19 protein-coding genes, 1 pseudogene and 1 riboswitch are annotated in these 22,675 nt (G+C 64.0%); of the genes and pseudogenes, 8 read left to right on the top strand and 12 right to left on the bottom strand.

The genetic code is table 11. The features are described from left to right. The 7 genes and pseudogenes from ACYVNQ_RS08160 to ACYVNQ_RS08130 all read right to left on the bottom strand — a co-directional run. Positions 1–234, bottom strand: a pseudogene (locus ACYVNQ_RS08160) (MdtA/MuxA family multidrug efflux RND transporter periplasmic adaptor subunit); the annotation flags it as partial. Positions 235–696: 462 nt separating this feature from the next. Next, positions 697–1,536: an IclR family transcriptional regulator gene (locus tag ACYVNQ_RS08155; RefSeq protein ID WP_460901981.1), complete on the bottom strand. Its 840-nt coding sequence runs from the start codon at positions 1,534–1,536 to the stop codon at positions 697–699. 551 nt (positions 1,537–2,087) lie between these two features. Continuing rightward, the gene (locus tag ACYVNQ_RS08150; RefSeq protein WP_460901980.1) at positions 2,088–2,492 is read right to left on the bottom strand and encodes a helix-turn-helix domain-containing protein; all 405 of its coding nucleotides are present in this window, start codon (positions 2,490–2,492) and stop codon (positions 2,088–2,090) included. A gap of 658 nt (positions 2,493–3,150) precedes the next feature. Further along, entirely contained in the window at positions 3,151–4,722 is a 1,572-nt protein-coding gene (locus ACYVNQ_RS08145) for an efflux transporter outer membrane subunit (protein WP_460901979.1), read from the bottom strand. A 7-nt stretch (positions 4,723–4,729) separates the two neighbouring features. Continuing rightward, positions 4,730–7,915, bottom strand: coding sequence for an efflux RND transporter permease subunit (locus ACYVNQ_RS08140; RefSeq protein WP_460901978.1), 3,186 nt, complete (start codon positions 7,913–7,915; stop codon positions 4,730–4,732). 28 nt (positions 7,916–7,943) lie between these two features. Next, positions 7,944–9,131, bottom strand: coding sequence for an efflux RND transporter periplasmic adaptor subunit (locus tag ACYVNQ_RS08135; RefSeq protein ID WP_460901977.1), 1,188 nt, complete (start codon positions 9,129–9,131; stop codon positions 7,944–7,946). Positions 9,132–9,697: 566 nt separating this feature from the next. Continuing rightward, positions 9,698–10,270: an RNA polymerase sigma factor gene (locus tag ACYVNQ_RS08130; protein ID WP_460901976.1), complete on the bottom strand. Its 573-nt coding sequence runs from the start codon at positions 10,268–10,270 to the stop codon at positions 9,698–9,700. 392 nt (positions 10,271–10,662) lie between these two features. Here ACYVNQ_RS08130 and ACYVNQ_RS08125 point away from each other — a divergent pair, with 392 nt between their 5' ends. Further along, positions 10,663–11,889 (top strand): diguanylate cyclase domain-containing protein, encoded by a 1,227-nt coding sequence (locus tag ACYVNQ_RS08125; RefSeq protein WP_460901975.1) that lies wholly within the window; start codon positions 10,663–10,665, stop codon positions 11,887–11,889. A gap of 32 nt (positions 11,890–11,921) precedes the next feature. Here ACYVNQ_RS08125 and crcB read toward each other — a convergent pair whose 3' ends face one another. After that, positions 11,922–12,302, bottom strand: coding sequence for a fluoride efflux transporter CrcB (crcB, locus tag ACYVNQ_RS08120; protein ID WP_460901974.1), 381 nt, complete (start codon positions 12,300–12,302; stop codon positions 11,922–11,924). A 77-nt stretch (positions 12,303–12,379) separates the two neighbouring features. Continuing rightward, positions 12,380–12,462, bottom strand: a riboswitch (Fluoride riboswitch). Positions 12,463–12,558: 96 nt separating this feature from the next. Continuing rightward, positions 12,559–13,761, bottom strand: a complete 1,203-nt coding sequence (locus tag ACYVNQ_RS08115) for an ammonium transporter (RefSeq protein ID WP_460901973.1) — start codon at positions 13,759–13,761, stop codon at positions 12,559–12,561. 32 nt (positions 13,762–13,793) lie between these two features. Between ACYVNQ_RS08115 and ACYVNQ_RS08110 the strand changes: the two genes are divergently transcribed. Both ACYVNQ_RS08110 and ACYVNQ_RS08105 read left to right on the top strand, forming a co-directional pair. Further along, positions 13,794–13,958 (top strand): hypothetical protein, encoded by a 165-nt coding sequence (locus tag ACYVNQ_RS08110; RefSeq protein WP_460901972.1) that lies wholly within the window; start codon positions 13,794–13,796, stop codon positions 13,956–13,958. Positions 13,959–14,131: 173 nt separating this feature from the next. Beyond that, positions 14,132–15,805, top strand: coding sequence for a sensor histidine kinase (locus tag ACYVNQ_RS08105; protein ID WP_460901971.1), 1,674 nt, complete (start codon positions 14,132–14,134; stop codon positions 15,803–15,805). Here the strand turns inward: ACYVNQ_RS08105 and ACYVNQ_RS08100 are convergent. Both ACYVNQ_RS08100 and ACYVNQ_RS08095 read right to left on the bottom strand, forming a co-directional pair. Further along, on the bottom strand, positions 15,792–16,130 hold the full coding sequence (locus tag ACYVNQ_RS08100; protein WP_460901970.1) for a hypothetical protein: 339 nt from the start codon (positions 16,128–16,130) through the stop codon (positions 15,792–15,794). The genes ACYVNQ_RS08105 and ACYVNQ_RS08100 overlap by 14 nt on opposite strands. 121 nt (positions 16,131–16,251) lie before the next feature. Then, on the bottom strand, positions 16,252–16,833 hold the full coding sequence (locus tag ACYVNQ_RS08095) for a DJ-1/PfpI family protein (protein WP_460901969.1): 582 nt from the start codon (positions 16,831–16,833) through the stop codon (positions 16,252–16,254). Positions 16,834–16,917: 84 nt separating this feature from the next. Here ACYVNQ_RS08095 and ACYVNQ_RS08090 point away from each other — a divergent pair, with 84 nt between their 5' ends. The 3 genes from ACYVNQ_RS08090 (at position 16,918) to ACYVNQ_RS08080 (ending at position 20,815) form a co-directional block, all read left to right on the top strand. Next, the gene (locus tag ACYVNQ_RS08090; RefSeq protein WP_460901968.1) at positions 16,918–17,415 is read left to right on the top strand and encodes a GNAT family N-acetyltransferase; all 498 of its coding nucleotides are present in this window, start codon (positions 16,918–16,920) and stop codon (positions 17,413–17,415) included. Next, positions 17,412–17,900 (top strand): hypothetical protein, encoded by a 489-nt coding sequence (locus tag ACYVNQ_RS08085; protein WP_460901967.1) that lies wholly within the window; start codon positions 17,412–17,414, stop codon positions 17,898–17,900. Before ACYVNQ_RS08090 ends, ACYVNQ_RS08085 begins: the two co-directional genes overlap by 4 nt. A gap of 302 nt (positions 17,901–18,202) precedes the next feature. After that, positions 18,203–20,815: a mechanosensitive ion channel family protein gene (locus ACYVNQ_RS08080; protein ID WP_460901966.1), complete on the top strand. Its 2,613-nt coding sequence runs from the start codon at positions 18,203–18,205 to the stop codon at positions 20,813–20,815. A gap of 202 nt (positions 20,816–21,017) precedes the next feature. Here ACYVNQ_RS08080 and ACYVNQ_RS08075 read toward each other — a convergent pair whose 3' ends face one another. Further along, complete coding sequence (locus ACYVNQ_RS08075) at positions 21,018–21,680, bottom strand: cysteine dioxygenase family protein (RefSeq protein ID WP_460901965.1); 663 nt, start codon at positions 21,678–21,680, stop codon at positions 21,018–21,020. A 140-nt stretch (positions 21,681–21,820) separates the two neighbouring features. Between ACYVNQ_RS08075 and ACYVNQ_RS08070 the strand changes: the two genes are divergently transcribed. Beyond that, positions 21,821–22,297, top strand: coding sequence for an Lrp/AsnC family transcriptional regulator (locus ACYVNQ_RS08070; RefSeq protein ID WP_460901964.1), 477 nt, complete (start codon positions 21,821–21,823; stop codon positions 22,295–22,297). Between the two features lie 84 nt (positions 22,298–22,381). Further along, a complete protein-coding gene (locus tag ACYVNQ_RS08065) occupies positions 22,382–22,609 on the top strand; it encodes a hypothetical protein (protein WP_460901963.1) in 228 nt (75 codons plus the stop codon). Positions 22,610–22,675 lie beyond the last annotated feature (66 nt).

Raw genomic sequence — 22,675 nt, 5'->3', positions numbered from 1 at the left:
GCCGCGCCCGGCGTGCGCGCCGCTGGCTCCCGCTGCCGCGACGGCCGCCGCGCCCGCCTCGTCCTTGCGCCACGGATGCCAGCGCACCAGCACGACGCCCACCACGCTCACCAGCACCGCCAGCAGCAGCCACCACACCACCCGGCCGCGCTGGCGCGCGCGGGGCGCCACGCGCGGCACGCTAGCCGGAGTCGGTTGGCGGGAAGGTTCCGAATGCTTTTGTTGTTCGTCCATCGGTTCGGTTCTGGTGGCTGGCGTGTGGTTGGGCGGACTCTGCGGCGCAGCGCGACGCGACCTGCGGCAGGCGCGCAAAAACGTGTCATCGGCTGGCGCGACGCCGATGACGGCTGCGATGCGGCGTGAAACGAGGGCAAAGAACGTAATTGCGGAAAGCGTGACTGCGATGCGTACGCCACGCGCAAGTTCCGGCGGCCTGCCGCGCCCGCGCGTGCAAGGCGCCGGCCGCCGACGGGGGAGCGGCAGGCCGCACGCTTCGCGGCAAGCCATCGAGGCTTGCAAAGCGCTTTCGCCGATTGGCATACCCCGCAAGAAAGCATGATGCTACGTCCCGCCCTGGTTACAGTCCAGCGCGGGTTTCTTTCGTCGGGTTACGCAGGTTACAGTTTGAAAACATGCGTGACGTGGCCGCCGCGATGCGGCCACCGGGGGACCCTGCGTCCCCCTGCGCGTGCTTCGCTAGTCGTCCAGCCGTAGTTGCGCGGTGCCGCCGATCTCCCGTGCGATCAGCTCGACACACTTGATGAGCGACGGCGCGCCGCGGTTCTCCAACCAGTCGCGCGGGCATTGCAGCGCCGAGCCGCCGCAGTTGACCGCGTAACGTTCGCCGGACGGACCGACGAAAGCGGTGGCGATGGCGTTCAGGCCTTCGTACCATTCGCCGATCGAGATCGCATAGCCGCGCGTGCAGGTTTCCTGCATCGCGCTTTCAAGACGATTACCGATCGCGGCCCAGTCGTCGCCGGCGGCCGTCTGCAGGCCGGTCAGCAGCTTCTGGCGTTCCGGCACGGCCAGCGCGCACAGGTAGGCGCGGCCCACCGAGGTGCGCGCCATGTCCATCCGCGAGCCGATGTCGAGGCGCGATACCAGCACCGCCGAGCGCGGCTTGATGGCGTCGATCACGACCATTTCGAGCCGGTCGCGCACGGCCAGATGCACCGACAGCGAGGTACGCTCGGCAAGCTCGGTCAGATAGGGCCGGGCCCGTGCGCGGATATCGAAGTTGCGCAGAAAGCCGTTGCTCAGTTCGAGCACCGACGAGGTCAGCACGAAGCGTTCGCTGTCCGGCAGCCTGAACAGAAAGCCGGCACTGACCAGCGTCGCCGTAATGCGCGACACGGTCGGTTTGGGAATGCCGGTTACTTCGGCGAGCTCGCGGTTGGAAAGCGGCGCATGCGCGCCGGCTACTTGCCGCAGAACGGTCAAGCCTCGCGCGAGCGCGGTGACCTCTTCTGCGGAACCGTCTTTTTCACGGGCGGGTTCGGTGAGAGGCGCGGCGATCATCGATTGCCTTTTCATGTAGGTTTTTTGAAACTGGATTTCGGATTAACAACATGCCGTATGGCGGTAAATATTTGGTGAGACGCCCGGCGGAGAAGGCTGCACGTGTTTAAGTGCCTGTTTCATTGTATTTGACATGCATTTTTTCCGGATCCACAGCTGGTCAGTTTTTGCTTGACTTAGTCAGCATAACCGTAAAAAATGGAACTTCATTCCGAAAGTGACTGTTTCAGCATACTGCACCGGCATGGTGTGACAAGCATTACGATTATCTGGTTCTGCCTGTTTCGTGCTGTGCCGGTGTCGTATCAGTGTCGTATCGCAGCAGTATTCTCGGCGCATATCGGGTTTCACAAAGCGCTGAATCAGCTGCCACGCGGTTTTTTCGGATCCCGTCTCTCAGGTTCTAGCACGGCCCTCGGAATGGCTAGAACTTTTTAAGGCGTCACGGTCACGTGACGCCTTTTTTTTCATGGCGGGAAGATTGGCTAGCGCCACGCAGGGCGGCTATTGGTGCGCCTGCGCCGTTACGGGCACGGGGGAGTGAGATGCGTCGCGGCGACGCAGTTTCAATGTCGCGACTTTGAAAGGCGATGTCCAAGTCCGAGATCGGTAGCGATTTGCCACGTATAGACGCGTGAGTAATGCACGCCGAAGCGCGTGCCGATCAGTTCGCGCAGCCGCCCATTGGTCCAGGTATCGCTGGGAAAGCCATGTTCTTTGGCTGAGCCGCGCAGGGCGTCGCCGATCCATTGGCGCGCCGCGTCGTCCAGTACCGATGAGCGTCCGCCGATGCTGACGCGGCGCAATGCATCGAGGCCGCCGTCATCGAGTATCGATTTATAACGTCGCACGGTGTAAGACGATATCTGCAGTGTGGTGGCAACCGTATCGACACTGGCGCCTTCAGTCAGCATCCGGCCTGCCATCATCCGGCGGGCCACGCTCGGCAGATTATCTGTAGTAGAGCGCATAGAGTCCTCGTATATGAAATCCGGTGGCGGCGGGGGGGAGCCGCTGGGCCGGTATGCTTTTTGTGATTTCCGCGCAAAGCGGGCCTTGCCATGAAACTGTTATCGGACATTGCAGCTTCACGGCAATCTTGAAACGAATTGGGCAGGGCGTTTTTTATTATTAATAGCGCTTTTTTACCGATTGTTGCAAGCATCAGCAAAAAAATCATCATTACATGTATGTAATCCGAATTTGCTATCGGCTTTTGATGCGCAGTGCATGGTATTGCGCAATACCTTTGCTAATCAATGATCCGTACGTGGTAAAGTTACCGACTGTATTCCTGCTGCGGCTCGAGCGAACTTGCTGTGTAGTCTGAGGGGCGGCTCGCATGTGATTATGCGCAGCGTTAAAGGTTTATCGTCATAAACCCCCGGTTAACGGTTAATCGCCGGTTTATTGATTTATAAACCGGATTGTTGACGTTTCTGAGAATTGCGAAATAAACACCGGCGCCATTCAGGTGTTTGAAATAATCCGATATTCAGCCGCCATTCCAGCCTCAGGTAAGCGCTGAAAATGGAAGTTCGGTGATCGCTCGCGTGGCCGGCTGTGGATTTCCCAATGCGGAAATCCACAGCCGGCCACTAACCGGCCGATGGCCGAGCGCCGGTGCTCCTAGCGTCCAGCCAGAGCGGGCGGTTGCGCCGGCTTCGGCACGTCACCCCATCCGCCGCCGAGTGCCCGGATCAGGCTGACCGTCGAAGCCGCCTGCACCCCTTCGAGCTGCACCGCGGCGCGGCGCGACTGCAGTACCTCGCGGTCCGCATCGATCACGTCGAGGTAGGCAATCGCGCCTTCGTCATACTGCACGTGCGACAGATGCGCGGCGCGCTGCGATGCCGCCACGGCGCGTGCCTGGGCCTGGGTCTGGTCTTCGAGAATGCGCAGATCCGACAGGTTGTCCTCGACCTGCTGGAACGCGACCAGCACCTGCTCGCGGTAGTTCGCAACCTGCTCGTCGAAGGTGGCGCGCGCGTTCGCGAGGTTGCCCTTGCGGCGGCCGCCGTCGAACAGCGGCACGGTCAGCGCCGTGCCGGCCAACGGTCCGGCGAGGAACGCCCAGCTGCTCGCGCGGAACAGGTCGCCCAGCGTCGCGGCTTCGAAGCCTGCGTTGCCGGTCAAATTCAGTGACGGGAAGTAGGCCGCCTTGGCCACGCCGATGCGCGCATTGGCCGCTGCCATCGCCCGTTCGGCCGCGGCGATGTCGGGCCGGCGCTCGAGCAGCGCGGACGGCAGGCCCGGCGGAATGCGCACTTCGACGGGCGTCAGCGGATTCGCGGCCATCGTGAACTCGGACGCGTTCTTGCCGAGCAGCACCGCCAGCGCATGTTCGGAAGCCGCGCGCTGCCGCTGCACGGTCATCGCATCGGAGCGCGCGCTTTCCAGTTCCGACTTCGCGCGCGCGACATCCAGCTCGCTGATCTCGCCGTCGTCGAAACGATGCTGCACCAGCTTGAGCGCCTGCTCGCGCAGCTCGACGGTGTTGGTGAAGACGTCGGTCTCGGCGTCGAGCTCGCGCAGCGCGAAGTAGTTCTGTGCGACGTCCGCCTGCAGCGCGAGCAGCACCGAGCGCTGCAGCGCCTCGCTTTGCTGCGCGTCGGCCTTGGCCGCGTCGTAGTTCGAATCGACCCGCCCGAACAGGTCGACTTCATACGATGCGCTGGCTTGCGCGCGCCAGATCGTTTGCTCCGGAACCGATGTGCCGTCCGGCTCCAGGAACGACACGGCGGAGATCTGCTGGCGCGTCGGCCCGAAGCCGGCGTTGACCGACGGGAAAAATCCCGCGCGCGCCGCCTCGGTCAGCGAGCGCGATTCCTTCACGCGGGCCAGCGCCGCCTTCAGGTTCTGGTTCGCGTCGTGCGCCTGCTGTTCGAGCGAATCGAGCGTGGCGTCGCCGAAGACTTTCCACCATTCGCCGCGCGTCAGGTATTCGGCCGGCTGCGCGGTTTTCCAGCTGCCGTCGGTGGGCACCTTGATCGCCGTTTCGCTGAAGTCGGGTGCGGTTTCGCGGAACGTCGACGTGATCGGCACGTCCGGCGTCTTGTACTCAGGGGCGAGCGAGCAGCCGGCCACCGCGAACAGCGCAGCCAGCAGCGTCGAGCCTTTTGCCAGGTTGGCCAGGTTAGCCAGGGTTGCTCGCTTTGCGACGTTTGCCCGCGCACCCATCGGAAGTGTGTTTCGCTTCATGTTCGCTTCATTCCTCATAGACGGCTGCGGGGACCTGCACGTGCGGATGATTGCCATGCTTGTCGACCAGATGTTCGTCGCCGCTCAGCTTGCGCAGCACCACGTAGAACACCGGAGTCAGCAGCAGGCCGAACAGCGTCACGCCGAGCATGCCGAAGAACACGGCGATACCCATCGCGCGGCGCATCTCCGCGCCGGCGCCCGACGAGATCACGAGCGGCACCACCCCCATGATGAAAGCGATCGACGTCATCAGGATCGGGCGCAGCCGCAGCCGGCTCGCCTCGATCGCGGCCTCGACGATCGAGCGTCCGTCCATCTCGAGCTCACGCGCGAATTCGACGATCAGGATCGCGTTCTTCGCCGACAAGCCCACCAGCACCATCAGGCCGATCTGCGTGAAGATGTTGTCGTCGCCGTGCGTGGCCCACACGCCGAGCAGCGCGGACAGCAGGCTCATCGGCACGATCATGATCACCGCGAGCGGCAGCGTCAGGCTTTCGTACAGCGCGGCCAGCACGAGGAACACCAGCAACACGCTGATCGGGAAGATCCACAGCGCCGAATCGCCGGCGAGGATCTGCTGATAGGTGAGGTCGGTCCATTCGTACTTGATGCCGCGCGGCAGCACTTCGGCCGCGATGCGCTCAGCCGCTTCCTGCGCCTGGTCGGACGAGTAGCCGGGCGCGGGGCCGCCGTTGATGTCGGCTGCCGTGTAGCCGTTGTAGCGCACCACCATTTCCGGCCCGTAGGTCGGCGTGACCTTCACCAGCGACGACAGCGGCACCATCTCGCCGGCGGCGTTGCGGGTCTTCAGCAGGCCGATATCGGTGGCGCTGGCACGGAACGGCGCATCCGCCTGCGCGCGCACCTGATACACGCGGCCAAAGCGGTTGAAGTCGTTGATGTACAGCGAACCGAGATAGATCTGCATCGTGTCGAACACGTCGGTGACCGACACCCCGAGCTGTTTCGCGCGTACCCGGTCCAGATCGACGTTCAGCTGCGGCGTGTTGATCTGGTAGCTGGAGAACGTGCGACCCAGTTCGGGCGTTTGCGCGGCTTTCGCGAGGAATGCCTGCACCGCGTGGTTGAGCGCTTCGTAGCCGAGCGCGCCGCGGTCTTCGATCTGCATCTTGAAGCCGCCCAGCGTGCCGAGGCCGAGTACCGGCGGCGGCGGGAACACGGCGATGTACGCGCCCTTGATGCCGGCGTACTTCTGGTTCAGCGCGGCGGCGATCTCGTCGCCCGATTCGCCCTTGCCGCGAGTGGCCGACGGCGCCAGCTTCGCGAACATGATGCCGGCGCTCGACGAGTTGGTGAAGCCGTTCACCGACAGGCCGGGGAACTCCACCGCGCGCTGCACGCCCGGCTGCTTCAGCGCGATGTCGGTCATCTCGCGCACCACCTGTTCAGTGCGGTCGAGCGACGCGCCGTTAGGCAGCTGCGCGAAGCAGATCACATAGTCTTTGTCCTGCGCGGGCACGAAGCCGCCCGGCACGACCTTCGACATCAGCACCGCGAGGCCGAGCAGCACCGCGTACAGGCCGAGCATCACCGAACGATGGCCGATCACGCCCTTGATGCCGCGGCTGTAGTTCTCCGAGCCGCGGTTGAAGACGTGATTGAAGCGCCGGAAAAAGCCGCCCAGCACCTTGTCCATCACGCGCGTGAGCCAGTCCTTCGGCTCGTGATGGCCTTTGAGCAGCAGCGCGGACAGCGCCGGCGACAGCGTCAGCGAGTTGAACGCGGAGATCACCGTCGAGATCGCGATGGTCATCGCGAACTGCTTGTAGAACTGGCCGGTGAGGCCGCTCATAAACGCGAGCGGCACGAACACGGCGACCAGCGTCAGCGCGATCGCGACGATCGGTCCGCTCACTTCGCGCATCGCCGCATAGGTTGCTTCGCGCGCGGATAGCCCGTTGCCGATATTGCGCTCGACGTTCTCGACCACCACGATCGCATCATCGACCACGATGCCGATCGCCAGCACCATGCCGAACAGCGACAACGCATTGATCGTGAAACCGAACGCCAGCATCAGCGAGAACGTACCGACGATCGACACCGGCACCGCGAGCAGCGGAATGATCGACGCGCGCCATGTCTGCAGGAACACGATCACGACGATCACCACCAGCACGATCGCTTCGATCAGCGTGTGGATCACCGCCTTGATACTGTCGCGCACGAATTCGGTCGGGTCGTAGGCGATCTGATAGTCGACGCCGTCCGGCATATCGGCTTTCAGCTCTTTCATCGTCTTGTAGACGTTCTGCGCGATCGCCAGCGAATTCGCCCCAGGCTGCTGGTTGATGATCATCATCACCGCTTGCTGGTTGTCGAGCATCGCGCGCAGGCCGTATTCCTGCGCGGCCAGTTCGACGCGCGCGACGTCGCCCAGATGGGTGACCGCGCCGTCCGGCGAGGTTTTCAGCACGATGTCGCGGAACTCTTCGGCCGAGGTCAGGCGGCCGCGCGCATTCACGTTCAGCTGCAGCGCCGCAGTGGACGGCGCACCGCCGACAATGCCCGCCGCCACCTGAATGTTCTGCTCGCGGATCGCGTTGATCACGTCGGTGGCGGTCATGTCGTGCTGCGCGACTTTCTGCGGATCGAGCCAGATCCGCATCGCGTAGTCGCCCGAGCCCCACAGCTGCACTTCGCCGACACCCGGAATCCGCCCGAGCCGGTCCTTCACGTTGATCAGCGCGTAGTTGCGCAGATACGTCATGTCGTAGCGGTTGTTCGGCGACACCAGGTTCACGCCCATCGTGAGTGTGGGCGAGCTTTTGATGGTGGTGACGCCAAGCCGCTGCACTTCCTCCGGCAGACGCGGCAGCGCCTGGTTCACGCGGTTCTGCACCAGCTGCGTGGCGAGGTCCGGGTCCATGCCGAGCTTGAACGTGACGGTAGTCGTCATGTTGCCGTCGCTGTTGGCCTGCGACTGCATGTACAGCATGTTCTCGACGCCGTTGATCTGCTCTTCGATCGGCGACGCGACGGTCTCGGCGATTACCTTCGGATTCGCGCCGGGATATTGCGCCTTGACGACCACCGAGGGCGGAATGATCTCAGGATATTCGGCCATCGGCAGATTCACGAGCGCGATGATGCCGCCTAGCAGGATCAGCATCGACAGCACGCCCGCGAAGATCGGCCGGTCGATGAAGAAGCGGGAAATATTCATGATGGTGTGTCCGTCTGGTGCGGGGCCGTCAGGCGGCGTCGCCGGCGGTGTGCGCGGCGGTCGCCATATCGACGTTGTGCGGGCGGATCAGGTCGCCGGGGCGTGCATGCTCGACACCGTTGACAACGATGCGCTCGCCCGGCTTCAAACCCTGGGTGACCACGCGCAGGCCGTCATGCAGGTTGCCCTGCTGGATCTCGCGGTACTGCACGTGATTGTTGCCGTCGACCACCAGCACGAACTTCTTCGCCTGGTCGGTGCCGATCGCGGCATCGTCGATCAGCACGGCGGGATGCTGCTGGCCGCCGCCGACCTGCACACGCGCGTAGAGGCCCGGCACCAGCGTGCCGTCCGGATTGTCGAAGCGCGCGCGCACGCGAATCGTGCCCGAGCTGGTGTCCAGATGGTTGTCGACGAAGTAGACCGAACCCTTGCGCGGATAGCCGGTTTCATTGGCGAGCTGCAGCGAGACCGGCACCGGATGACCGGTGTCGCGACCGAGGTAGGCGAGGTAGGTCTGCTCGTCGACGTCGAACGCCGCGTAGATCGGCGAGACGGAGACGAGCGTGGTCAGGACCGGTGCGTTGGCTCCGGTCGACACCACGTTGCCGAGCGTCAGCAGCGCGCGCGACACGCGGCCGTCGACCGGTGCGCTGATCTGCGTGTACGCGAGGTTGACCTTGGCGGCTTCGAGCGCGGCCTGCGCGGCCTTCACCGCGGCAGTCGATTCGAGCGCGCGGCTTTGCGTCTCGTCGTAATCGCGTTTGGCGATCGCATTGTCGGGCAGCAGCCGGTCGGCGCGCGCGGCGTCGGCGGACGTGTATTTCGCGTGCGCGACGGCTTGCGCGAGCTGCGCGGCGGCGCGATCGACTTCCGCTACGTAAGGGCGTGGATCGATCGTGAACAGCGGGTCGCCCTTCTTGACCAGCGCGCCATCCTTGAAATGCACCGCGACGATCGTGCCCGGCACCAGCGGACGGATCGACACCGAGTCGATCGCTTCGAGGCGCCCCGAGTATTCCTGCCAGTCGATGATCGGGCGCGAGATGACGGTGGCGACATCCACTTCGGCAGCGGGAGGCGCGGGGTTGTCTGCGGCTACGGCTTGCGAGACGGCGCCGCCGCCGTGATCGCGTAATGCGACGAGCCCCGCGGCTGCACCGATAACGATCAGGGCACCGCATGCCCCAATCAATCGCTTTGATTTTTTCAGCATATTGATAATCTCCGCCGGATCAGAATGGCGCTTGAAAACAAGGCAGATAAGTAATGGGCAAACGAATTGCGCACGTCTATTGCAAGACGCGCCGCGCTGATGCGCACCACCGGGATATCTGCCGCGAAAGAGCGTGACTACATACGCGTGACACCACGCGCGCGCAGTCCACACGAAGCACATAACACCCGACGCGGCGATTCGATGCCGGGCGGATTGGATTCAATGGGAAAAATATTCGATGCCGCGATATCCGCGGTTAATACGGACAATTCGGCGCGCACTTCCGGACACACTGGATGCTTGATCGGCATGCCCGCAACGGTTCGCAGGCAACTGCAAAAGCCGCCGATAAAACGCAGGGATTGTCGCCGTAAGCTGCAAGGTCCGTAAATGCCACTGCATCGACAAAGCTTTTGCGTGAAATGGCGGCTTTGTTTAATGTTTTGCGGGGAATAAAAAGCGCGGATAAACGTTCGCGAAGAGTCCGGGCGATTGCCGGATTGGTTCGCGGCGGCGCGGCGTCGGCGTGAAGCGACGACGTGAAGCGGCGACCGGCCCGACAATTATTCGTCGGTAAGCGGCGCTGTGTCGTGCATGTTGCGCGCGTTGCGATCGGTGCGCCCATCGCGTTCGCTACTCGGCGAGCCCAGCCATTCGCCGAGCGTGCGGCGCGCCCGGGAGATGCGGCTCATCACGGTGCCGGGCGGCACGCCGAGCGTACGTGCCGCTTCATCGTAAGTCATGCCTTCGATGCTGACCAGCAACAGCGTGACACGTTGCGTGTCGGGCAGGCGTGCCACCGCGCGGATCAGTTGCTGGTTCATCAGGTGCATCTCCGGCGTGCCGGCGGCATGATCCACCACGGCTTCGAGCAGGGCGTCGTCCCAGTTCACGCCGGAGCGGCCGCGCACGCTGCGCGCGCGCAGCTCGTTCAGCCATGTCGTATGGATGATCGAAAACATCCAGCTAAGCGGCGCGGTATCGGGCTGCAACTGGTCGGCCCGTTCCAGCGCGCGCACGCAGGCGCGCTGCACCAGATCCTCGGCATCGTGCCGGTCGCCCGTGATGCGCAGCGCGAATGCCCACAGGCGCGGCAGCAGTTCGGGAAGGATGCACGGTAAGTCGGGGCGGCTCATCGCCAGACTCCTTAAATCGCGTTGCCCCGCATAGGGTCTGCGCAACGCTGCGGCGGCGCCTCGATGCCGGATGTCGGGGCCGCGCAGATCATCGTTGACGACGAGCTTGCAGCCCGCTCCAGCCATCTGATGCAGCACATGTTGGCGTGCCGGTGTCGTTTATCAACACTGTCAATGACGGGCCCCGGACAATAGTGCTTTGCGAATCGGCAAACCTTGCACGCCGTGCGGTCTGGGTTTGCGAAGCGTGCATGACGCGCATTCGTACGCGTGTCGCCTGCGCGTTGCCGATGTGTTGCGTACATGTCGCACGACGGGGCGCGCCACACGTCTGCCGCGGCAAGTTTCGCTATCATGTAGCCCGAGTTGTCCGCCATCGTTCCGGAGTTTTCTTGCAGCCGCGTCTGTCCGATTCAGCCAATACCGACCGCAACCGCTTTACCGCGCTCTACGCATTGATGGCGATCGGGCTGTTCGTGGCGGCCGTGATGTTCGTCTATGAAGCGCGCACCATCGTCGCCGATGGCTTGCGCGACGAAGAGGCGTTCGGCGTGCTCGGCGCCGCGAACCGCATGCTGCACGATCTGGAGAATGCGGAGACCGGCCAGCGCGGCTATCTGCTGACCGGCGACGAGCGCTATCTGGTGCCTTACAACGACGGCGTGCGCGATCTCGACGATTCGGTGCTGCTGCTGCAGCAGGCGGTCGGAGACGATGCGAAATCGCTCGAGCTGGTACGTCGTATCGAACACACCAAGACCTTGAAGGTGACCGAGCTGGCGCGCTCCGTCGAACTGGCGAGCCGCGGCGAGCGCAGTGAGGCGATCGCGCTGGTGCAGACCAACGAAGGGCAGCAATACATGGAGACATTGCGCCACGATCTCGGCGAGCTGCTGTCGGACTGGCGCCAGACGCGCGCGCTCGCCGTGCGCGATGCCCATGACAGGCTGGTGTATGGCGCGGCGGCCGCTGCCGTGCTCGCGGTGCTGATCTGCGTGCTGCTGGTGTACACGCTATACGTGCAGCGGCGCGCGTTCGGCAAGATCAGGGCGCATAGCAAGGCGCTCGACCGGGCGGCCGCGCAGGATCCGCTCACCGGGCTGCCGAACCGTCGCAAGTTGCTCACCGAAATTGCCGAGCTCGGCAAACGCGGCGCAGCGGGCGCCGCCGACCTGCCGCGCATTGCGCTGCTGTACCTCGATGTCGACGGCTTCAAGAGTGTCAACGATGCGCTGGGCCACAGTGCCGGCGACGCGCTGTTGCGCAGGCTGGCCGACACCTTGCGCGCGGCGACGCGCCACGAGGAAACGCTCGCGCGCGTCGGCGGCGACGAGTTCGTGCTGCTGCTGCCCGGCTATAGCGACGACGCGCAATTGCGCGAGCTGGCCGGCCGTCTGATCGAACGTGTCCGGGAGATCGGCGAGCGCGACTATGGCGGGCGCTTCGCGCTCGGCGTGAGTATCGGTATCGCAAGCTGGCCGGACCGCGTCGATGCGATCGATCAACTGCTCGATGCGGCCGATGCGGCGATGTACGTGGCCAAACAGTCGGGCCGCTCGACGCATCGCTTTAGCGCAAAGGCCGGCCGGCATGGCGGCAATGTGGTGACGCTGCGCTGAGCGGCGGTTGGCTTGGCCGAAACGCGTAGCCGCTAGCGTGCGACGAGCGCCACCGTGCCGAGCCCGAGCAGTGTCGCGATCACGGAGGTCGAGACGTGGATCGCGATTTCTCCCATCGCCCAACCAAAGCGGCCTTGCTGCAGGTTCTGCACGATTTCGGCGGAGAAGGTCGAGAAGGTCGACAGCCCGCCCATCAAACCGGTGATCACGAACAGCCGCCATTCGGGCGGCAACTGCGCATTGCGTCCGAAATACGCGACCGCTACGCCGATGATGTAGCCCGCGATCACGTTCGCGGCAAGCGTGCCGAGCGGCATCACGGGGAACAGGCCGTTCAGGCGGATGCCGAGAAACCAGCGGAACAGTGAACCGAGTGCGCCGCCGATGCCGACGGCAAGAATGGACAGGAACATGGGAAGCCTGAATAAGTCGGAACCTCGACAAACCCGGCTGAACGACGACGTGATGATGCCGCGTCCGCAGTCATCCGGGCGAAGCAGGCATCATCAGCCACGAAGGCGGCTACCTGGAAAATGCAGTGACATGCGGGAGAATGCCATCTCCAGCGCGCGAGTCTAGCATTGAGCGTGGCACGCGGGGAAGAGCGGGGCAAGCGGCGTGGGCCGCCCTGTCAGCCCCGTCTATGCGCGCTCGCGTGGCGCTTGCCGCCTAGAGTACCGTCTCGCGCTCGGGTGTCGACGAGATCCGGTGAATCGACAGATCGGCGCCGTCGAACTCTTCTTCCTGCCCGAGTCGCAAACCGACCGTCACGCGAATCGCGCCATACACCAGCGTGCCGCCGGCCGTCGCGATCGCAATGCCGCCCAGCGTGCCGATCACCTGCGCGGCGAACGATACGCCGCCGAGGCCGCCCAGCGCGCGCAGTCCGAAGATGCCTGCCGCAATGCCGCCCCACGCGCCGCACAGCCCGTGCAACGGCCAGACCCCGAGCACGTCGTCGATGCGCCAGCGGTTCTGCACGCAGGTGAACATATAAACGAACAGCGCGCCGGCCAGTGCCCCAGTGATCAGCGCGCCGAGCGGATGCATGATGTCCGAACCCGCGCATACCGCGACGAGGCCGGCCAGCGGCCCGTTATAGGTAAAGCCCGGGTCGTTGCGGCCGGCCAGCCATGCGGTCAGCGTGCCGCCGACCATCGCCATCAGCGAGTTGACCGCGACGAGGCCGCTGATCTTGTCGATGGTTTGCGCGCTCATTACGTTAAAGCCGAACCAGCCGACCGCAAGCACCCACGCGCCGAGCGCGAGAAACGGAATGTTCGAAGGCGGATGCGCGGCGATCCGGCCGTCGCGCTGATAGCGGCCGTGGCGCGCGCCGAGCAGCAACACCGCGGGCAGCGCGACCCAGCCGCCGAACGCATGCACGACCACCGAGCCGGCGAAATCGTGGAACGGCGCGCCGAACGCGTGCGTGATCCAGCTCTGTATGCCGTAGCGGTCGTTCCACGCGATGCCTTCGAAGAACGGATAGATAAAGCCGACCAGCACGAAGGTGGCGAACAGTTGCGGATTGAATTTGGAGCGCTCCGCGATGCCGCCCGACACGATCGCCGGAATTGCGGCCGCGAAGGTCAGCAGGAAGAAGAAACGCACCAGCGCATAGCCGTTATGCGCGGCGAGCACCTCGGCGCTGTCGAAGAAGCGCACGCCATAAGCGATCGAATAGCCGATGAAGAAGTACGCGATCGTCGATACCGAAAAATCGACGAGGATCTTCACCAGCGCGTTGACCTGGTTTTTCTTTCGTACCGTGCCCAGTTCGAGAAATGCGAAGCCTGCGTGCATCGCGAGCACCATCGCTGCGCCGAGCAGCAGGAAGAGGGTGTCGGTGCCGGTTTTTAGAGTGTCCATGTGGCCTGAACCTGTCTGCGCAAAAAGCGGGCATGGAACGCAAGAAGCAGGCCAGAGATGAGCCAAGTTGGAGCGAAAAAGCGTTCAGGCGGTGCAGAGCCGCACCGAATTGGGATCTGATTTATCTGGCGAGCGCCAATCAGGTGTGGCGCTCGCACCAGATCGTCCGCATGAATGCACATAAAAAGTGCGAGTGATCCGAAAGTGGGCGTGCGTATGTTCCATGAATGGGCGAAATCTTCCATCCCGCTAACAAATCTCTATTTTGAATAAGAAAGCGGGCGATCTTTGTCATCCCACTCAAACGACGACATAATGTGCCGTTCCGCGTGCACCGCCCGCCGGATTGACGAATTTCCTCCGCGCCTGAATGAGACTGACCACCAAAGGGCTGTTGCTGATCGCGATACCAGCGGTATTCGAGCTGGCGTTGCTGTCGGGCATCGTCAAGGCGCAGGCGGACGCGCGCCTTGCCGAACACTGGAGCGCGCATAGCGAAGACGTGCTGCGCCAGACCACCGGGATTCTCGAGCCCGTGCTGCTCGATTCGCTGCGGCTGCGCGGCGCGGTGGTGGGCGGCGCGCGCGACGTTGCAACGCCGTTGTCGCTATGGGTCGATACCGACCGCCGTATCGACCAGCTCGCCGAGACGGTCTCGAACGATCCGGTGCAGGTCGAGCGCGCGATGCAGATCCGTCAGTCGGTTCAGGCCTACCGGCAATGGTCCGACCGAGTGCAGGACCTGTTGCGTTCAGGCCGGCGTCACGACGTGCTGCAACGCTTTCGCGACCTGTCGAGTGCTGATGTACTCGACAACTTCCGGGTGCAGGTCACCGCGTTCCAGAGCGAAGAGCGCCGCCTCGATACGCTGCGCATCACGGCCGCCGCGGCGGCACGCGAACGGCAGCAGATCCTGACCGTCGCGGCGGTATTCGGCTCGCTCGCCTTCGTCGCGGTCGCCTGCTGGCTGTTCGCGCGTGGCGTCGGCGGCCGGCTCGATCTGCTGACCGACAATGCCAGCCGGCTCGCCAGCAACGAACCGCTCGCGCCACTGTCGGCCGGCACCGACGAAATCGCCCAGCTCGATCACACGCTGCATGAAACCAGCCGGCGGCTGCTCGAAGCCGAACGCTTGCAGGCGCGCTTCCAGTTCGATCTCGCGCGCCGCGCCGGCGAACTGGCGCGCACCAACGAGTCGTTGCGCCAGCAGACCCAGGAAAACGAAACCTTCATCTACAGCGTGTCGCACGATCTGCGCGCGCCGCTGGTGAACCTGCAGGGCTTTTCGAAGGAACTGATCCACGCGTGCGACGACCTGCGTAAAGCGGTGCGGCAATCGTCGCTGACCGATGCGCAGCGCGACCATATCGAGCAGCTGATCGACGGCGACATCAGCGAGGCATTGCACTTTCTGCAGACAGCCGTGCTGCGCGCGTCGCACATCATCGATGCGCTGTTGCGGCTGTCGCGCGTTGGGCGCGTCGAGTACCGGCGTCAGCAGGTCGATGTGCGCGATATCGTGCAGCGGGTGGTCGATGCGATGCAGGTATCGATTCGCGCACGGCGGGCGCGCGTCGTCGTGCAAACGCTGCCGCGCGTATGGGGCGATCCGACCGCGCTCGAGCAGGTGTTTGCGAACCTGATCGGCAATGCGGTCACCTATCTGAATCCGCAGCGCGACGGCATCGTCGAGATCGGTACCGCGCCGTCGCCGCCGGGCGTGCAGTCGCTGCGCATTTTCTATGTGAAGGACAACGGTCTCGGCATCCCCGAGGTGGCGCTGCCGCGGCTGTTCAATGCGTTTCAGCGGCTGCACGGCGACCTCGCCGCGGGCGAGGGCATTGGGCTCGCGATGGTGCGGCGCGTGGTCGAGCGCCACGGCGGGCGCGTGTGGGTCGAATCGATGGAAGACGTCGGCACGACGTTCTTTCTGTCGCTGCCGGATGCCGCCGCGCGGGCGCCGCAGGAAGAAAACACCGCTGCCGAAGCCGACCTCGGCGGCCAGGAACTGGGCTTTGCGATCTGGCCGCTCAGTACCAGGTGAACAGCTTGCGCGGCCTGAGCAGCCGCGCGCCGCGTACGAACCAGTAGCTGCCGAGCGCGAGCAGCAGCAGCGCACCGAACAGCAGCGCCGATGGGGTGTAATGCGGTCCGTATTTTCGCCCAATGAACGGGATAAGGCCGTCCGCGCCATGCACGATGATCAGCAGCGCGCCCCACGACGCCACCACCGCCTGAATGATCAGCCGCGTACCGGTGCGGCGGCGTGCGCGATTTTCAAGCGACCATTCGGAGCGCGTGCGCAGGCAAAAATAGGCAACCCACAGCAATGCGGCTGCCAGCATGATGAGCCAGTTCGTCAGGTCCATTGCAAGGCATTCTGGAAGTCAGCCGTCGACTTTAGAGATGCCGCTGCGCCCGGACTATCAGATAACTCTCAATCGCGCGTTGCCGGGCACTGCAATTGCGCTGCGCATCGACCGCTATGCGCTACAGTTCGATGCGCGTGCCGAGCAGCACAAAGAACTGGCGCAGCCATTCGGGATGCGCGGGCCACGCAGGCGCGGTGACGAACGGCGCATCGGTCACCGCGGAATCGACCGGGATGTCGGCGTAATCGGCGCCTGCCATCCTGATTTCCGGCGCGCAGGCCGGATAGCCGGAAATATGCTTGCCGCGAATCACATCGGCGGCCGCGAGCAGTTGCGCCGCGTGACAGATCGCCGCTACCGGTTTCTGGTTCGACGCGAAATGGCGTATCACGTCGAGCACTTTCTCATTGAGCCGCAAATATTCGGGCGCGCGGCCGCCGGCGATCGCAAGCGCGTCATATCCGGCGGGATCGATTTCGTCGAAGGTCGCGTTCAATGCGAACAGATGGCCGGGCTTCTCGGTGTAGGTCTGGTCGCCTTCGAAGTCGTGAATCGCCGTTTTGATGCGCTCGCCGGCGCGTTTGCCGGGACATATCGCATGAACCGTGTGGCCGACCGCCTGAAGTGCCTGGAATGGCACCATCGTTTCATAGTCTTCGGCAAAATCGCCCGTCAGAAACAGGATTTTCCTTGCTGCCATCGAATGCCTCCAATGAGGATGGAACACGTTGAGCGCTAGCGAGTCTACTCCATCGAATTTGACCGACGCGTTAACGAGGCAGCAATGGCAATCAATCAGATCGAATGGCGAACCTTGCGGGACGGCGACACGCCCGTGCTCGCCCTGCTGTTTCGCGAAGCGGTGATGCAACTTGCCGCTTCGCACTACAACGAAGCCGGACGCGCCGCGTGGGCGCGCTCGGCCGACGACCTCAAGGAGTTCGGTGCGCGGCTCGCGCAGGGCCTGACGCTGGTCGCATGCGCGAACGACGGTATTGCCGCGTTCGGGCAACTGCATCCGAACGATCACGTGTCGATGTTGTATACCGCGCCGGCGTTTGCGGGGCGCGGCATCGCATGGACGCTGCTGGCGCGCTTCGAGGCGGTCGCGCGTGCCGCGGGTACGCCGCTGCTCACTGCGCATGCAAGCGCGAGCGCACGGCGCAGTTTCGAGCGCGCGGGCTTTCACGTGCTGTCGGAAGAGGACGTGGTGCGCAACGGCGTATCATTGAAAAGGTTCCGTATGCAAAAGCCGCTTGTCACGGCGCGAATTCCACAATGATCACTTCTCTTCGCTATCCCCTTGCGCGCCGCGCATTGTTTGCCGTCGCGCTGCTCGGCGGCCTCGCCGCCTGCCAGAAGAACGACGCGTCCGCGGGGCAGAGCGCCAGCAGCAAGCTCAACGACATGAGCCAGCAGGCCGGCCAGAAGCTCGATCAGGCCGCGAGCTACGTCGGCCAGCAGGTCGACACCGCGAAGGCCAATATGCAGGGCGGTATGGCGACGGCGGCGTCGGACGCTTCAAGCCCATCCACCACGATCAGGATCGATCCGAACCAGCTTGCCTCGACTGCGCAAGCCAATCTGCAGAGTGCGGCGAGCGCGACCAATGCGGCGCTCGGCAAGGCTGCGGGCACGGCCGGTGTCGGGCTCGAGTCGGCAGGGCGCAAGCTGCAGCAGTGGTCGAGCGATACCAGCGCGAATTCGGCTGCTGGCGCGTCGTCATCGGGCGATACCAGCGACGCGCAGAAGCAGATGGATAAGTAGCACTCTGAAGATTTTTTGAAGCGCAGGTGAATGGGCGGTTTCGATCGCCCGGCATCGCGTGTTGGTGTGTGTGCTTGTGCTGAATGTGCTGAATGTGCTGAATGTGCTGAATGTGCGATGCAGGATGGGATGTAAAGCGTGACGTGACGCGCGATGTAACACGTGATGTAACGCGTGTTGCTGCGCCGTGGAACCGCTGCCGCGCGGTTGTGCAAGCGCTCTAACAATCCGTTACGCATGCACGCGCCCTTGCACGGCAAGTGCGGCTAAACTTTGGCGTCCGCAGTTTTACACCGATCGTCATGAAGTCAATTCCGCCGCGGCGTAGTGGTCAGTGCGCGCGCCGAACTGCGCCGAATGCCTACGGTCGTTCGGCCAGCTACGCTGTCCTCCCTGTATGCGGCGCACCTGCTGTGCGCCACGCTTCTCTGCGCGCCATGCTCTGCGCGTGGTGCATTTCGCTGCTGATCGCCTGCTGCGCGCTGTCTATGCCGCGCGCCGCGTATGCGGCGGGGCCGGCCGTGCTGCCGGCGTTGCAAAGCCTGATCAATAGCGCCACTGCGGCGCCGGCATCGTCCGCGTCGGCAGCCGATGCGGCGTCCGCGCCGACACCTGCGAGCCAGGCCGAACTGTCGCGTTCGCTCGATAGCGTAATCAGTACCCTCGATAGCGATCGTCAACGCACCGCGCTCGTCACGCAACTCAAGAAGTTGCGCGAAGCGACCCAGACCGTCGGTCCGGTCGCGCCCGCGCAGCCGAGCCCAGGCTTGCTCGGCGCGATTGCGCAAGGCATCGCGTCGTTCGAGTCCGACGTGCATCAGGGCCGCACGCCGATGAACTACTGGTCGGGCCGCATCAATGCGGCGGCCAACGAGTTCTATACAATCGTGTCGAGCCAGGGGCGCGAAAAGTTCGGCCCGATCCTGCTCGACATGTTCGCCATGCTGGCCGGTTGGGGCGCGTGCGCAGCCGGGCTGATCTTCATCCAGCGCAGGGTGTATGCGCGCTATGGCATCGTGGTGCAGCTGAACGCGAATCCAACTACGCGTGAATTGCTGATCTTCGCGTTGCGCCGCGTCGGGCCGTGGATCTTCGCGTTTCTCGCCGCGCTGATGTTCGCGCGCGCAATGCCCGATGCACTCGGTCGCACCATCGCGATGGTGATCGCGTATGCAATCGTCGCGGGTGCGGTGTTTTCGGCGATCTGCCTGATCATGTTTTCGCTGTTCGGCTCCGGGCATCGGCGCGAGGCCGTGCATCTGCTGATCGAGCACGCGCGGCGCATGCTGTTCGCGATCGGCATCTGCAGCGCGCTTGGCGACGCGGCAGTCAACTACGACGTCGCGCATCAGCTCGGCACCAATCTCGCCGCGCTGGTGTCGACGGTGTCGAACATGACGGCCGCTGCGCTGACCGCTTACTTTGCGATCGCGTTCCGGCGGCCGGTCGCGCACCTGATCCGCAACCGTTCGTACGAGCAGCGGCACGGCCACAAGGTGGCGACCGATGCATTCGACGTGCTCGGCTCGCTGTGGCATCTGCCGATGCTGGTGCTCGCGATCGCGTCGGTGGTCGCCACCATCGGCGGCATCGGCAGCGGCGAGAACGTGCTGCAGATTTCGGTGGTCACCGCGCTGCTGCTGGTACTGGCGTTTTTCCTGTCGGCCATCGTGATGCGTGTGACGCGCCCGCAAAGCGCGCGGCGCCGCCGGCGCTCGCCGTATGTGACGCGGCTGCTGCGTTTCGTCGGCACGCTGACGATGCTGTTTATCTGGCTCGCGTATTTCGAGCTGGCCGCGCGGCTGTGGAACATCTCGCTCGCGCGCATTATCGAAGAGAGCGTGACCGCGCAAGGCATCGCGCATGCGACCACCGCGATCATCGTCACGCTGTTCGTGTCGTGGCTCGTGTGGATCCTGGTCGATACCGCGATTCTCGAAGCGCTCAATCCGAGCAGCCCGCGCAACAAGTCGCGCAATCCGAGCATGCGTGCGCGCACCATGCTGCCGCTGTTGCGCAACGTGTTGTTCGTGCTGATCCTGACCATCGCCGGCATCGTGACGGCGGCCAATCTCGGTATCAACGTGACGCCGCTGCTCGCCGGCGCGGGTGTGATCGGGCTTGCGATCGGCTTTGGCGCGCAATCGCTGGTGGCCGATCTGATTACCGGCCTGTTCATCATCATCGAAGATACGATCTCGGTGGGCGACTGGATCGATATCGATGGTGGGCACGCGGGGACCGTCGAGTATCTGTCGATCCGCACCGTGCGGCTGCGCGACGGGCAGGGCGCGATCCACGCAATTCCGTTTTCGCAGATCAAGATCGTGAAGAACCTGTCGCGCGATTTCGCGTATGCGGTGTTCGAGGTGCGTGTGCCGTTTTCCGCCGACGTCGATGAAGTCACGCAATTGATTCGCGCCGTCGGGGCGGATCTGATGGCGGACTTCCGCTATCGGCGCGAAATGCTCGGGCCGGTCGAGGTGTGGGGGCTCGATCGCTTCGATCCGAACTGGATGATCGTCAAAGGGCAGATCAAGACGCGCCCGCTGCAACAGTGGAGCGTCGCGCGGGCGTTCAATCTGCGCGTCAAGCGCAAGATGGACGAGGCCGGCATCGAAATTCCGGTGCCGCAGATGCGCATCTTTACGTCCGGGAAAGAGGCGAGCGAGACGCTGAATGAGGAGCTGGCTGAGGCTGCGGGCGCGGTGGAGCCGCTTGCGGAAGGTGCGGCGGCTTCTGTGCAGCCGATGAAGGGCGCCCGGGCCGCTACCACGCTGCGGCCGATGGCAGGCGCGGCCGTGCCGCCGGCGCGCGATGTGTCGCATGAGCCGCGGCCGGCGCCGCCTTCAACCGGGCAGACGGCTTCGGTGCCGCCGCAGATTCCGACTGCGGGTGACGGTGGGAAGGGGTGAGAGGCGAGGGTTGCCTCGCTTGCGCTTTTGCACTGACGCTTGCGCGAGCACGTGCGGCGAGTTTCAGCGGGCGGTTGGTTTGCTCAGTTGGCTAGCTTGCTGGAAAGGCACAATACATGCGCGCTCAGCCGGTGACGCGCACGCGCCGGGTTGGGTTGATTCTGGCGCGCGGCCGGACGCTCGCCCGGCCGAACGCTTCGCTTCAGGACAGCGTGCCTTCGTCGATGGCCGGGCAGCGCACGATGTCGTTCACATGTGTCGCGAACTGCGTTTCGTGCACGCCATAGACATGCAGTGAGATCGCGAGCGCATCGCTCGCATTGCCGAGCTGATGGATGCAGCCGCGGCCCGCGCGCGTGAACGACACTGCGCCGTGCGGGCGTGGCTGCGCGCGCATGTGCGTCGCACAGTCTTGCGCTTCATTCCAGTCATAGATCGATTCGCTCAGCGTGCCTTCGAGCACGACATAGCCGCACCACGTGTGATGCGCGTGCACGGGGCTCGCCTGGCCGGGCTGCCAGACCAGCGATGCGATCGCATAGCGGCCATCCGGGTCGGCGGCGAGAATGTGGCGCTGATATTTCTGCGGTGCGCTGACGCGTTGTGCAGGCGTCAGCAGGCTGGGGTCGGCGGCGGCTTCGACAAGGGCGATACGCACGCTGCGTGCGAAGCGTGCTTCGCGCGATGGATCGGCGCTGCCGCTGCTGGCGTCGAAGGCGGCGTCGAGCGCGGCGCGCAGGCGTGCGATCGCATCGGCTCGATACGGCGCGGCATCGGCGGATGGTGCGAAATGTTGTGCGCCGGCGGCAAGCGGCGAAGTGACAGGGTGGCGTTCGAAGGCGAGCGGATTGACTTCGTGGCTCATCGCGGGCTCCGGTTATTGCTTGTTTCTGCGTTGATTGGGCAGAAACATTTATACCGGTTTGCGCGGAGAAAGAGTTTTCATATAATTCCCTCTGATCCAGAAAAAGTAGAATATTTTTCTACCTGAAGGCGGGAATAAAAATGGACATTATCGATAGAAAGCTGCTCGAACTGCTGCAGCAGGACGCGACGATGCCGGTCGCGGAGCTCGCGCAGCGCGTGAACCTGTCGCAGACTCCGTGCTGGAAGCGGGTGCAGCGGCTCAAGGAGGCGGGCGTGATTCGCGCGCAGGTGGCACTGTGCGATCCGCGCAAGCTGGGCGTCGGCACGACGGTGTTCGTCGCGGTGCGTACCAACCAGCATACCGAGGCATGGGCGCGCGACTTCACGCGTGCAGTGCAGGACATTCCCGAAGTGGTCGAGGTGTACCGGATGAGCGGCGAGACGGACTATCTGCTGCGCGTGGTGGTGTCGGATATCGACGATTACGACAGGGTGTACAAGCAGCTGATACGGTCGGTGCCGCTGTACGACGTGAGCTCGAGTTTTGCGATGGAGCAGATTAAATATTCGACGGCGCTGCCGGTGCGCGCGGCCGCGGTGACGACGGGCGCGTGATGTGCGCTGCAAGCCGCCCGCAAGGCAGGGCGGCGTAGAATGCCCGCTTTGTTGTCGAATCCAAACCGCAGGCAGAGCTGTCAGATGAACCAACCGAACCAACCGCGCAAGAAGAATCCGACCTTCGGTGTATCGATACTGATCGTTGTCGTGGTGTCGCTGGTGATAGCGACCGTGCTTTACAACGCCATCACCGAAAAGCGCGAGTTCGACCGCGAGAATTCCGGCGATGCTACGGCTGCATCGACATCGGCGCCAGCGCCTTCGCCCTCTGCCGCTACGGCGGGCGCCGCGAGCAACGCGGCGCACTGAACATTGCGCTGCGGCGCATTGCCGCACGCGATGTCCTGTTTGCTCGTGTGCTTGCGTGTTGTCTTG

It is taken from the genome of Paraburkholderia jirisanensis (genome assembly GCF_054782355.1).
The sequence above is the reverse complement of the archived record's forward strand: the minus strand, read 5'-3'. Positions and strand labels throughout refer to the sequence as shown.

Bases quoted from the DNA above. Each gene is read 5' to 3' on its own strand.
- ACYVNQ_RS08155 (WP_460901981.1), bottom strand. From the start codon at position 1,536: ATGAAAAGGCAATCGATGATCGCCGCGCCTCTCACCGAACCCGCCCGT.
- ACYVNQ_RS08150 (WP_460901980.1), bottom strand. From the start codon at position 2,492: ATGCGCTCTACTACAGATAATCTGCCGAGCGTGGCCCGCCGGATGATG.
- ACYVNQ_RS08145 (WP_460901979.1), bottom strand. From the start codon at position 4,722: ATGAAGCGAAACACACTTCCGATGGGTGCGCGGGCAAACGTCGCAAAG.
- ACYVNQ_RS08140 (WP_460901978.1), bottom strand. From the start codon at position 7,915: ATGAATATTTCCCGCTTCTTCATCGACCGGCCGATCTTCGCGGGCGTG.
- ACYVNQ_RS08135 (WP_460901977.1), bottom strand. From the start codon at position 9,131: ATGCTGAAAAAATCAAAGCGATTGATTGGGGCATGCGGTGCCCTGATC.
- ACYVNQ_RS08130 (WP_460901976.1), bottom strand. From the start codon at position 10,270: ATGAGCCGCCCCGACTTACCGTGCATCCTTCCCGAACTGCTGCCGCGC.
- crcB (WP_460901974.1), bottom strand. From the start codon at position 12,302: ATGTTCCTGTCCATTCTTGCCGTCGGCATCGGCGGCGCACTCGGTTCA.
- ACYVNQ_RS08115 (WP_460901973.1), bottom strand. From the start codon at position 13,761: ATGGACACTCTAAAAACCGGCACCGACACCCTCTTCCTGCTGCTCGGC.
- ACYVNQ_RS08110 (WP_460901972.1), top strand. From the start codon at position 13,794: ATGGAACGCAAGAAGCAGGCCAGAGATGAGCCAAGTTGGAGCGAAAAA.
- ACYVNQ_RS08105 (WP_460901971.1), top strand. From the start codon at position 14,132: ATGAGACTGACCACCAAAGGGCTGTTGCTGATCGCGATACCAGCGGTA.
- ACYVNQ_RS08100 (WP_460901970.1), bottom strand. From the start codon at position 16,130: ATGGACCTGACGAACTGGCTCATCATGCTGGCAGCCGCATTGCTGTGG.
- ACYVNQ_RS08095 (WP_460901969.1), bottom strand. From the start codon at position 16,833: ATGGCAGCAAGGAAAATCCTGTTTCTGACGGGCGATTTTGCCGAAGAC.
- ACYVNQ_RS08090 (WP_460901968.1), top strand. From the start codon at position 16,918: ATGGCAATCAATCAGATCGAATGGCGAACCTTGCGGGACGGCGACACG.
- ACYVNQ_RS08085 (WP_460901967.1), top strand. From the start codon at position 17,412: ATGATCACTTCTCTTCGCTATCCCCTTGCGCGCCGCGCATTGTTTGCC.
- ACYVNQ_RS08080 (WP_460901966.1), top strand. From the start codon at position 18,203: ATGAAGTCAATTCCGCCGCGGCGTAGTGGTCAGTGCGCGCGCCGAACT.
- ACYVNQ_RS08075 (WP_460901965.1), bottom strand. From the start codon at position 21,680: ATGAGCCACGAAGTCAATCCGCTCGCCTTCGAACGCCACCCTGTCACT.
- ACYVNQ_RS08070 (WP_460901964.1), top strand. From the start codon at position 21,821: ATGGACATTATCGATAGAAAGCTGCTCGAACTGCTGCAGCAGGACGCG.
- ACYVNQ_RS08065 (WP_460901963.1), top strand. From the start codon at position 22,382: ATGAACCAACCGAACCAACCGCGCAAGAAGAATCCGACCTTCGGTGTA.